Genomic DNA, 10,585 nt, shown 5'->3' on the forward strand with positions numbered 1-10,585 from the left:
TCAGCCTCCTTGCACAGCGGTGAGGATGTCGACGCTGGCGCCCTTGCGCACCACCGCTTCCGGCCATTCGCCGCGCCGGACGACCACGCCGTCCACCGCGACCGCGACCCCCTGTGTCGCCGTGCCCAGCGCCTCCAGCACGCCCTCGACGGTGGTCCCGTCGGGGAATTCGCGCCACTGGCCGTTGACCTGGATCTCCATCACACCCGCTCCTCGCTTCGCCGCGACGGCGTGGCCGCCGCGACCTCGTCCGGCAACGGCACTCCGTCCAGCCAGGCGACCGCGGCGTCCGCGGTGACCGGGGCCATCAGGAGACCGTTGCGATGGTGACCTGTCGCGGCGAAGACACCTTCGCCCAGCTCACCGATGAAGGGCATCGTGTCGACACTCGCCGCGCGAAGCCCGGCGGCGGTCTCGACGAGTTCGTATTCGGTGAGGCCCGGGAAGACGCGCTCCGCGCCTTCGAGCAGCTCACGAACGCCTCGGACGGTGACGGTCTCGTCGAAACCGGCCTCGTACTGGGTCGCGCCGAGTACGAGCTGACCGTCGTCGCGCGGGACGAGGTAGATCGGGCGGCCTTCGACCATCGCGCGGACCGTGCGTTTCGGTGGTGGCAGGCAACCCCGTCGCGGCCGGAGGCGGAGGATCTCGCCCTTGAGCGGGCGGACGGCGCCGTCGAGCGCGGGATGCAGCCGCCCGGTCCAGGCTCCCGCGGCGAGGACGACGTCGCCGTCGAGACTTTCGAGGTCGGTGACCGTCTCGTGGCGGAACTCGACGCCGTGCGCGCAGCAGGCGTGGTGGAGCGCGTGCAGCAGCCTTCTGTTGTCCACGGCCAGATCCCCGGGCACGAGGAGTCCACTTCGGACGGACCCGGCGAGCCCGGGTTCGGCGCGGCGGACCTCGCGGCCGGCCAGCCGCTCGACCTCGCGGCCTAGCTCGGCGAGGTACGCGGCGAGCATTTCGAGGTTGCCCGCGTCGGCGCTGTCCAGCGCGACGACGAGCGTGCCGTGCGGCGAAAGACCCGGGTCCACACCCTCTTCCGCCAGGTCACGGGCGAAATCGGGCCAGCGCCGCAGCGACGCTTCGCCGAGCTTGAGGACGTCTTCCTCGCCGGGCCATGCCTCGGTGACAGGCGCGAGCATGCCGCCTGCGAGCCACGACGCGCCGCGCCCCGGCTCGGGGTCGTACACGGTGACGCGATGGCCGCGTGCGGACGCGCGCCAAGCGACCGAGAGGCCGATGACCCCGCCGCCGACAACCGAAAGTTCTCTCATGAGATCACGCTCCCTGCGCCGGCATGACCCGGATCAGGTTCCACGGTCGGAGCGGTCCCGGCTCCCTCTCAGCCCGTCCTCGGGCTCCCGTGCGGACCACCCCACCGTAGCGCGCGAGTACCGTCGCCGCCATGCCCACCCTGTCTGGTTCGCTGATCCGCGCCCGGCTCGCGGACGCCCGCCTATACCTCTGCACCGACGCCCGGTCCGGCCGCGGCGATCTCGCCGAATTCGCCGACGCCGCACTGGCCGGCGGGGTCGACATCATCCAGCTGAGGGACAAGACCGGCGGTGCGCCGATCGAGGCGAAACACGAGATCGCCGCACTGGAAGTGCTGGCGGAGGCGTGCGAGAAGCACGACAAGCTGCTGGCGGTGAACGACCGCGCGGACGTCGCGCTCGCCGTCGGCGCGCACGTGCTGCACCTTGGCCAGGACGACATCCCGGTGTCGCTCGCCCGTCGCGTGCTCGGGGACGACGTGGTGATCGGCCGGTCCACCCATTCGGCCGAACAGGCCACGGCCGCCGCCGGGGAGGCCGGCGTGGACTACTTCTGCACCGGCCCGTGCTGGCCGACCCCGACGAAACCGGGCCGCTCCGCCCCGGGGCTCGACCTGGTGCGCTCGACGGCCGCGTCCGGGACGACGCGGCCGTGGTTCGCGATCGGCGGCATCGACGCCGATCGGCTGCCCGAGGTGCTGGACGCGGGGGCGTCGCGGATCGTCGTCGTCCGCGCGATCACCGAGGCCGAAGACCCCGAAGCGGCCGCCCGGACCCTCCGCTCCACCCTGCCCTGACTCCCCCGACCCACGCATTTCGTCCTCTGAACGCGGTAGTTGGCAGCGCGAACTACCGCATTCAGAGGACGAAATGCGGGAAGGGGATCAGGGCACGGGGGTGTTCGAGGCGGGAGCGGACGGCGTCGTCGGGGGCGCCTGGGAGGTCGAAGGCGTCGTGGACTGCGTCGTCGGAGGCGCCTGCGTGGTCGTGGGGGCCGTCGGGGTCGTCGACGGGGTCGGCGTGGTCGACGGCGTCTTCTCGGGCTGGTTCTCCCGCGTCTCCGAAGGCGTCGTCGCCGGCGGGGTGTCGTGCTTGTCCTGCCGCTCCTGGGGCTGCCCGCCGCCGATGATCTTCCCTATGGTCGTCCCGGTCCCACCACCGAAGGTCTTCCCGGTCGCCCCCTCGAAGCCGGTGATCGCGACGAGCGCCACCGCGAACGCCGCCACGCTGACTCCGGCGATCACCGCCCAGCGCGGTTTGAACTTCCGCGCGGACGGCTCGTCCTCCTTCGCCGGGGTGAGCCGGACCGTCTCCTGCTCCGCCGGGTCGAGCACCTTGCGGCGCCCGGGAACGGTCAGCACCACTCGCGCCTTCAGTGCCGCGTCCTTCGTCCGTTGCAGCGAACGCAGGTACAGTTCGCCGCCGAGCGTCGTGATCACGCTCGCCAGCCCGGCACCCGCCACCGTCCCGGCCACGCCGAGCGTGGAACCCAGCAGCGCCGCGGTGATCGCGGCCATCGCGGCCGCCGTCACCTGGATGATCCGGCCTTGCTTTTCCGTCTTTTCGGTTTTCTCCGTGGTCTCCTTGGTCATGATCCCGTTCTGCTGCTAGTCGGTCCTCACCGGTCCTAACGACTAAGGCGCACGGGATGCTCCCTTCGTTGTCCGCACGTGAGCAGCGCCACGCCGTCTGTCCATAAAGGACTGTCCACGGCTCACAACTCCTTGACATAATCGGACGTATGGACCTGGTATCGATCGAGGAAATCCGCGACGCGGCGAGCCGTGTCAAAGGCGTCGCGGTGCGCACCCCGTTACTGGAACAAGGGTGGGCGCCGTTGTGGCTCAAACCGGAAAGCCTCCAGCCGATCGGCGCTTTCAAGGTGCGCGGCGCGTACAATGCGATCGCCGCGTTGAACGAAGATCAGCGCGCCCGCGGCGTCGTCGCGTTTTCCAGTGGCAACCACGCGCAAGCGGTCGCGTACTCGGCGAAGCGATTCGGGATTCCCGCGGTGATCCTCGTTCCGGACGTCGCCCCGCGCGCCAAGGTCGAAGCCACCAAGGCGCTCGGCGCCGAGGTCATCGAGGTCCCGATCGACGCACAGGAATCCTCCGCGCTCGCCGTCGCCGACGAACGAGGGCTCACCATGATCCCGCCGTTCGACCACCGCGACGTCATCGCCGGGCAGGGCACCGTCGGCCTGGAGATCGCCGAAGACCTGCCGGACGCCGGCGTCGTGCTCGTGCCGCTCAGCGGCGGCGGGCTGGCCTCGGGCGTCGGCACGGCGATCAAGGAACTGCTGCCGGACGCGAAGGTCATCGGCGTCGAGCCGGAACTGGCCGGCGACACCGCCGAGGGCCTTCGCGCGGGCAGGCGGATCGAGTGGCCGATGGACCTGCGGGCCCGCACCAGCGCCGACGGCCTGCGCGCCCAGCCGTCGGACCTGACCTTCGCCCACCTCCAGTCGGTGCTCGACGACGTCATCACCGTTTCGGAGGAGGAGATCCGGGAGGCCGTCCGGACGCTGGCGCACCAGGCCCGCCTGGTCGCCGAGCCGAGCGGCGCCACCGCGACCGCCGCGTTCCTTTCCCACCGGGACGCGCTGCCGCCGGGCAAGGTCGTTTCGGTCGTTTCGGGCGGGAACCTGGACCCGGCGACGCTGGCCGACCTGCTCGCGTAACTCGCGTGCGTGAAGCCGGATCTCGCGTGCGTGAAGCCGGATCTCGCGTGATTGGGGCCGGATCTCGCGAGTTCCGCCTTCAAGCCCGCGAGTTCCGGCTCCGATCACGTGTGTCCGGCGGGACGGACGTGCGTCGGCGGCGAGTCGACCCCGCAGTGGAGGCATTCACCCGGATGCGGTGACTCGTCGGTGTCATCGGCAGGTGTGTCGAGGACACCGTTGTGGATGCCGAGCGCGATCAGCCCGCCGCCGATCGCCAGGGCCGCGCACACCAGCAACGCCGTCCGCCAGCCCGCCGTCAGCGCCACCGGATCGGTGTAGGCGGCACCGGACAGCCCGGCGACGGCGGGCAGCACGGCGATCGCGAGCAGGCCACCCGACCGGGCGATGGCGTTGTTGACCCCGGAGGCGACGCCGGCGTATCGGTCCGGAGCGGCGGCCAGCACCGTCGCGGTCACCGGTGCGACGACCGTCGCCAGCCCGGCGCCGAACACGACGACGGCGGGCAGCACCGACCCCAGGTACGAAGATCCCGGCCCGACACGCATCAGCAGGAGCATGCCCACGCCGATCAGGATCGGGCCGGCGACCAGTTGCGTACGCGGACCGATCTTCTGCGCGAGCGCGCCGGACCGGCCGGAGAACAGCAGCATGATGACGGTGATCGGCAGCCCGGCGAGCCCGGCCGCGGTCGGCGAGTAGCCCAGCGACACCTGCAACTGCATGACCATCAGCATCATCACACCGCCGAGCGCCGCGTAGACGACGAAGGTCAGCGCGTTGGCGAGGCTGAACGTCCGGTCGCGGAACAGTTTCGGCGGCACCAGCGGGTCGGCCGAGCGGTGCTGGATCACCAGGAACGACCCCAGCCCCGCGACGCCGAGCACGATGGCGACCAGGACGACGACGTCGCCGATACCGCGTCCGGGTGCCTCGACCAGCGCGCCGGTCAGCCCGGCCAGCCCGATCGCGCCGACGGCGGCCGCGAGGAAGTCGGGATGCCCGGTCGCCTCCTCGTCACGGGACTCGGGTACGTAGCGCCGGGCGAGCAGAACGCAGACGGCGGCGAGCGGCAGGTTGATCAGGAACGCCAGCCGCCACGACCACACCTGCACGAGGACGCCGCCGAGCAGGGGGCCGATCGCCGCCGCGATGCCGCCGAGCCCGGACCAGGCGCCGATCGCGCGGGCCCGGTCTTCGTGGGCGAAGGACGCTTGAAGGATCGCCAGCGAGCCGGGCGTGAGCAAAGCTCCCCCGATCCCCTGGAGGATCCGGGTCGCGACGAGCAACTCGGTGGTCGTCGCGGCGGCGCACAGCCCGGAGGCGACACCGAACCAGACGACGCCGACGATGAACATGCGGCGGCGGCCGTAGCGGTCGCCGAGGGATCCGGCGACGAGGATCAACGCGGCGAGCGCGAGCAGATAGCCGTCGAGGATCCATTGAAGGCCCGCGACGGACGCATCGAGTTCTTTGCCGATCCTCGGGAGCGCGACGTTGATGATCGTCCCGTCGAGCATCGCCATGCCCGAGCCCACGATCGTCGTCGCGAGCACGCCGCGCGCCACCGGCGTCCCCCACCGAATCCCCGCCGCCGTGTCAGTCATGTGACGACTGAATCACGACGGCAGGGAGCGGGCCACCGCGAAATCGGCATGAATTCCGGGAAAGCGATCTTTCCCGGAATTACCTGACTCGTCAGGGAAGTAGCGTGGTGACGAATTTGTAACGGTCACCCCGGTAGATCGCGCGCGCGAACTCGACCGGTTTTCCGTCGGTGGCGAAGGAATGCCTCGAAAGGAGCAACATCGGCATTCCGACGTCGGCGCCGAGCATCTCCGCTTCATGCGGCCCGGCGAGGGCGGTCTCGATCGTTTCCTCCGCCCTTTCGAGCTCGACGCCGTAGTGCTCCCTCAGCACGGCGTACAGGGACCCACCTGCGGAAACATGTTTGCGCAAACCGCGGAAGCGGCCGAGCGGGAGATGCGTGGTCTCGAGGGCCATCGGCTGCGAATCAGCCAGCCGGAGACGGCGAAGGCGAAGGATCTTCGCGCCGACACGGATTCCGAGCAGCTTCGCCAGATCGGCTTCGACGGGCAGTTCGTCGATCTCCAGCAGCTTGGACGACGGCTTGAGCCCCTGCTTGCGCATGTCCTCGGTGTAGGACGACAACTGCAGGCGCTGCGCGAGTTTCGGCTCGGCGGCGAAGGTGCCCTTGCCCTGCACGCGGTGGAGCCTGCCCTCGGCGGTGAGGTCGGCGAGCGCCTGCCGGACGGTGGTGCGCGAAACGGTGAATTCCCCCGCCAGCGCCCGTTCCGTCGGAATCGGCGAGCCGGGCGGCAACGCGTCGAGCAGATCGAGCAGATGCTGTTTCAGCGCCCAGTACTTGGGTTCGCGCTGCCCGCGCATCCCTGCCGTAGCGCCCGCCTCACTCGCGGTGGTTGTCTCCAACATGACCGACTCCCTAAGCCTTCCCACTCAAACGCGCACCGTCCCCGCTAGGAAACGTACCCTTCACCACAAACGTCCATTCGGGCTAGCATTGGTCTAGACCTACTCGGGGGACGAAGTACGTCCCGGTGGAAGGGAACGAGATGACCGAACAGCGCCCCGGCGAGCACATGGCCGCGGAGATCTCCCAGCAACCCGCCATTCTGGCAGGAATCGTGGAGCGACAGGCCGAAATCGCCGAGGTGGCCGAAGCCATCTCCAAGCGCCCGCCCAGGTTCGCACTCCTCGCCGCCCGGGGCTCCAGCGACCACGCCGCCCTGTATGCGAAGTACCTGATCGAAGTACTCCTCGGTCTCCCCTGCGGTCTCGTCTCACCCTCCACCGCGACTCTGTACGGCGCCCGTCCCGATCTGCGGGACGTTCTCTTCATCACAGTAAGCCAAAGCGGTGGATCCCCGGATCTCATCGAGGTCACCGAAACCGCGCGTCGCCAGGGAGCGCTGACCGTCTCGGTCACCAACACCCCGGAGTCGCCGCTTCGCGCCGCCGCCGAACTCGGCGTCGACATCGGCGCGGGACTGGAAAAGGCGGTGGCCGCCACCAAGACCTACTCGGCCACCTTGCTTTCGCTTTACCTTCTGATCGACGCGGTCCGCGGCGGCAAGGGCGCGGACGCGGAGACGCTGGGCGAGCTCGCACAGCAGACCCTCGACGGCTCCGAAGAAGGCGTGCAGCGCGCGGTGGACCGCTACCGCTTCGTCGACCGGGTGCTCACCACGGGCCGCGGTTACTCCTACGCCACGGCACTGGAAGGTTCGTTGAAGCTGGCCGAAACCAGCTACCTCGCGGCCCGCGCGTACAGCGGCGCGGACCTGTTGCACGGTCCGGTCGCCGCGGTCGACGGTGAAACCGCCGTGCTCGCCGTGACGAGCCAGGGACACGGAGTGGACGCGATGCAGGAGGTCCTCGAAGCCGTCGGCAAACGCGGCGCGGACGTGCTCGCGGTCGGCTCCGCTTCGGCCGACGTGCCCGCGGCGCTGCGGATCGGTGTCGCGCCGTCCGCCGAAGAGGTCGCTCCGATCCTGGAGATCCTGCCCATCCAGCGGATCGCGCTCGGCCTTTCGCTGGCGCGCGGCGGTGATCCGGACAGCCCGCGCGGGCTGCTCAAGGTGACCAAGACCCGGTGACCCACGTCATCGGTGTGGACGCCGGAGGCACGTCGACGCGAGCGATCGCCGTCGACGCCTCCGGCGCCGTCCTCGGTACCGGGCGCGCGGGCGGGGCGAATCCCAATTCCCATCCGCCGTCGAAAGCCGCGGCGCGGATCGCGAGCGCGATCACCGGCGCGCTCGGCGGGCTGGATCCGGCCGCGACCGCCGCGTGCGTCGTCGGCATGGCGGGCGTCAGCAAGCTGAGCGATCCGGCGATCGCGGAGATCTTCGAAGCCGCCTGGAGGGACACGGGAATCAGTCCGGTGCGGACGGTCCCCGATCCCGAGGTCGCCTACGCGTCGGCGACTTCCGCGCCGGACGGTTCGGTGCTCGTGGCGGGCACCGGGTCGATCGCCGGCCGGATCCGCGGCAGGCGCATGGTGTCCACCGTCGGCGGCTACGGCTGGTTGCTCGGTGACGAAGGTTCGGCGTACTGGCTCGGCCGTGAAGCCGTTCGCTCCACTTTGGATGTTCTCGGCCGCGGCGGCGAACCCGGTCCGCTCGCGCGCGCCGTGCTCACCGAAGCGCTCGGACCGTCCGCAGTGGACCCGGCGAGCGACCGGGCGCCGCTGTGGCGCGCGCTCATCACGAGCGCCAACGCCGAAGCGCCGATCCGGCTCGCCAGGTTCGCCCCGTTCGTCAGCGAGGCCTGCCGCGAAGGCGATCCGGCGGCGGACGAGATCACCACCCGCGCGGCCACCTTGTTGGTGACGAACGTCATGGCCGCCCGGGATCCCGGGGAGGACACGCCGGTCGTCCTGGTGGGCGGGGTGTTGTCGCCAGAGGGGCCGGTGGGGACGAAGGTCCGCGCCGAACTCGCCGGCATCGAGGTCCTGACCAGCACCGACGGGGTACTCGGAGCCGCTTGGCTGGCCGCCGTCGACGCCTACGGAGAAGGGGCACCGCGGCCGGTCCCACCCTGGAAAAACACCAAAAACGAGCCCTAAAAGACCAAACCATCGACTCCGGGGCCGAACTCCGGGTACCGTAGGACCCGGCCCCCGGACCCTCCCCCCTCGCCGGGGGCCGCCTTATGTCCTGGGCAGCCCATCGGGCGCGGAATCCGAGGGATCCCCGTTCTCCTCCACGACCCGCAGGCCGGGATGTTCCGGAGGCAGCGTGCGGTACAGCACCCAGCCGCTCACGGCGACCGTCACCGCGACCAGCGGCCAGGACAGCACCGTCCTGGCGATGCCGAGCGCGACCACCTGCCCGCTCCACCACAGCGAGCCGTACACGACGACGCGCAGCGTGTACTGGAGGAAGACCCACACCCAGCTCGCCCGCGAGTACGCGCGCAGCAGCGCGGGATCACGGCGCCATCGGGTCTTCTGCCCGATGACGAGCCCCACTACGACGCCGAGCAACGGCCACCGGACCACGATGCTGGCCGCCCACAGCAGCGCGCTGGCCACATTGGACAGCAGCTGGATGAGGAAGAAGTCTTCGGCGCGGCCGGTGTGCAGGGCGATCAGCGCGGCGGCGATCACCGCCGCGAGGCTCACCACGACCGCGCGGGCCTTGTCGCCGCGCGCGACCCGGTACACGCCGAGCAGCACCGCCACCCCGATGGCCACCCCTGCGCCCCAGGCGATCGACTGGCCGGCGATCAGCCAGCCGAGGACGAAGGCCGCCGGCGGGATGCTCGCGTCGATGGCGCCACGCCGCCCGCCGAGGATCTGGGCGAGCGACTCGCGCGAGGGTCGTGAGGTCACCCTTACAGCCTGCCGGATCTATGAGCCCGAACACCCGGGCGGGGAGATGTTCGCCACATACCGTGTCCGGTTTACGCCCTCTTGAGGGGAATCTACGCAGCCCAGGAGTGTACATCCCACTTAAAGAGATGCATGGACGTCCGACAAAATAAGAGACTGTGTCAACGGGCTGAACCACGGGTTTCGGTCAGGTGGGATGGCAGGGGCGCTCTCAGCTGTTAGTTGTGGTGTACAAGTACCAACCGGGGGCACACGGACGGAAGGGGACCCAACGTGTACGGATTCGACAGCTACGTGGCGATCGGTGACAGCTTCACCGAAGGACTCAACGACAGCTTGCCCGACGGCACCTTCAGGGGCTGGGCGGACAGGCTGGCGGAGATCCTCGCCGAAGGCAGGCCCGACTTCCAGTACGCGAACCTCGCCCTCCGCGGGAAGATGCTCGACGAGATCCTCGAAGAGCAGCTCCCGATCGCCCTCGCGGTGAAGCCCGACCTGGTCACCCTGTGCGCGGGCGGCAACGACATCATCGTGCCCGGCGCGGACGTGGACGCCGTCGCCGCGCGGCTGGAGGCGGGGGTCGCCAAGCTGCGCGAGGCCGGGATCCCGGTGCTCATCTTCAACGGGCCGGACACCAAGTACCTGTCCGTGATGCACGTCCTGCGGGGGAAGGTCGGCATCTACAACGCGCATCTGTGGGCGATCGCCGACCGGCACGGCGCCAAGATGGTCGACATGTGGGCGATGGCCCCGCTGCACGACCGCCGCGCCTGGAGCGACGACCGGCTGCACTTCACCCCCGAGGCCCACCGGCGGATCGCGCTGCGCGCGGCCGAGGTCCTCGGTGTCCCGGTCGCCGACGACTGGCGTGAGCCGTGGCCGGCGTCCGAGGAGCCGAGCACCTGGATCACTTCGCGCCGTTCGGACCTCGAGTGGACGAAGGTGCACCTGCTGCCGTGGATCCGCCGTCAGCTCAAGGGCGAGTCCATGGGCGACGGCCTGTCCCCGAAACGCCCCGAGCTCGCGCCGCTGCTCCCGCTGGAGCAGATCGAGTCGACGGGCGTCTCCCTCCCGGCCAAGGACATGCGGGAGATCCACCACCACGCGAGCTGAACCGCGGACCGGTCCTCTTCCCCTAGCGCGTGAAGGCCCCCTTCCCCTTGGGTTCTAGCGGTGGTTGCAACACCTGACTTGTTCAGGGGTTGTGATGTTCGAGATCCGCGGGGATCGGTCGCCTCAGGGGCCGTTGAAGTT

Annotated in this window: 11 protein-coding genes and 1 riboswitch; of the genes, 5 read left to right on the plus strand and 6 right to left on the minus strand. The window is 70.1% G+C overall.

Annotated elements, in window-relative coordinates:
• On the minus strand, positions 1-201 hold the full coding sequence (gene thiS / locus AC069H_RS36725; protein WP_007033436.1) for a sulfur carrier protein ThiS: 201 nt from the start codon (positions 199-201) through the stop codon (positions 1-3).
• Positions 201-1,274 (minus strand): glycine oxidase ThiO, encoded by a 1,074-nt coding sequence (thiO, locus tag AC069H_RS36730; protein ID WP_478235384.1) that lies wholly within the window; start codon positions 1,272-1,274, stop codon positions 201-203. Before thiO ends, thiS begins: the two co-directional genes overlap by 1 nt.
• Positions 1,268-1,375: riboswitch (TPP riboswitch) on the minus strand. It overlaps the preceding gene by 7 nt.
• A 30-nt stretch (positions 1,376-1,405) precedes the next feature.
• Between thiO and thiE the strand changes: the two genes are divergently transcribed.
• Complete coding sequence (thiE, locus tag AC069H_RS36735; RefSeq protein WP_478235385.1) at positions 1,406-2,071, plus strand: thiamine phosphate synthase; 666 nt, start codon at positions 1,406-1,408, stop codon at positions 2,069-2,071.
• Positions 2,072-2,158: 87 nt separating this feature from the next.
• Here thiE and AC069H_RS36740 read toward each other — a convergent pair whose 3' ends face one another.
• Positions 2,159-2,866 (minus strand): hypothetical protein, encoded by a 708-nt coding sequence (locus tag AC069H_RS36740; RefSeq protein ID WP_478235386.1) that lies wholly within the window; start codon positions 2,864-2,866, stop codon positions 2,159-2,161.
• A 149-nt stretch (positions 2,867-3,015) separates the two neighbouring features.
• On the opposite strand from AC069H_RS36740, the gene AC069H_RS36745 reads away from it, so the two are divergent.
• Entirely contained in the window at positions 3,016-3,954 is a 939-nt protein-coding gene (locus AC069H_RS36745) for a threonine ammonia-lyase (RefSeq protein ID WP_478235387.1), read from the plus strand.
• Between the two features lie 104 nt (positions 3,955-4,058).
• On the opposite strand, the gene AC069H_RS36750 is transcribed toward AC069H_RS36745, so the two are convergent.
• Positions 4,059-5,561 (minus strand): MFS transporter, encoded by a 1,503-nt coding sequence (locus tag AC069H_RS36750; RefSeq protein WP_478235388.1) that lies wholly within the window; start codon positions 5,559-5,561, stop codon positions 4,059-4,061.
• A 91-nt stretch (positions 5,562-5,652) separates the two neighbouring features.
• The gene (locus tag AC069H_RS36755; protein ID WP_005160527.1) at positions 5,653-6,408 is read right to left on the minus strand and encodes a GntR family transcriptional regulator; all 756 of its coding nucleotides are present in this window, start codon (positions 6,406-6,408) and stop codon (positions 5,653-5,655) included.
• A gap of 140 nt (positions 6,409-6,548) precedes the next feature.
• On the opposite strand from AC069H_RS36755, the gene AC069H_RS36760 reads away from it, so the two are divergent.
• Positions 6,549-7,592, plus strand: a complete 1,044-nt coding sequence (locus tag AC069H_RS36760; RefSeq protein ID WP_478235389.1) for an SIS domain-containing protein — start codon at positions 6,549-6,551, stop codon at positions 7,590-7,592.
• Complete coding sequence (locus tag AC069H_RS36765; RefSeq protein ID WP_478235390.1) at positions 7,589-8,563, plus strand: N-acetylglucosamine kinase; 975 nt, start codon at positions 7,589-7,591, stop codon at positions 8,561-8,563. The genes AC069H_RS36760 and AC069H_RS36765 overlap by 4 nt, the downstream gene beginning before the upstream one ends.
• 84 nt (positions 8,564-8,647) lie before the next feature.
• Here the strand turns inward: AC069H_RS36765 and AC069H_RS36770 are convergent, their stop codons facing one another.
• Positions 8,648-9,331 carry a DUF3159 domain-containing protein gene (locus tag AC069H_RS36770; RefSeq protein ID WP_478235391.1) on the minus strand — a complete coding sequence of 228 codons (684 nt, stop codon included), beginning with the start codon at positions 9,329-9,331 and terminating at the stop codon, positions 8,648-8,650.
• A 273-nt stretch (positions 9,332-9,604) separates the two neighbouring features.
• Here AC069H_RS36770 and AC069H_RS36775 point away from each other — a divergent pair, with 273 nt between their 5' ends.
• Positions 9,605-10,444 (plus strand): SGNH/GDSL hydrolase family protein, encoded by an 840-nt coding sequence (locus tag AC069H_RS36775; RefSeq protein ID WP_340686431.1) that lies wholly within the window; start codon positions 9,605-9,607, stop codon positions 10,442-10,444.
• The last annotated feature ends 141 nt before the right edge of the window (positions 10,445-10,585 follow it).

It is taken from the genome of Amycolatopsis sp. NPDC043887 (genome assembly GCF_056435665.1).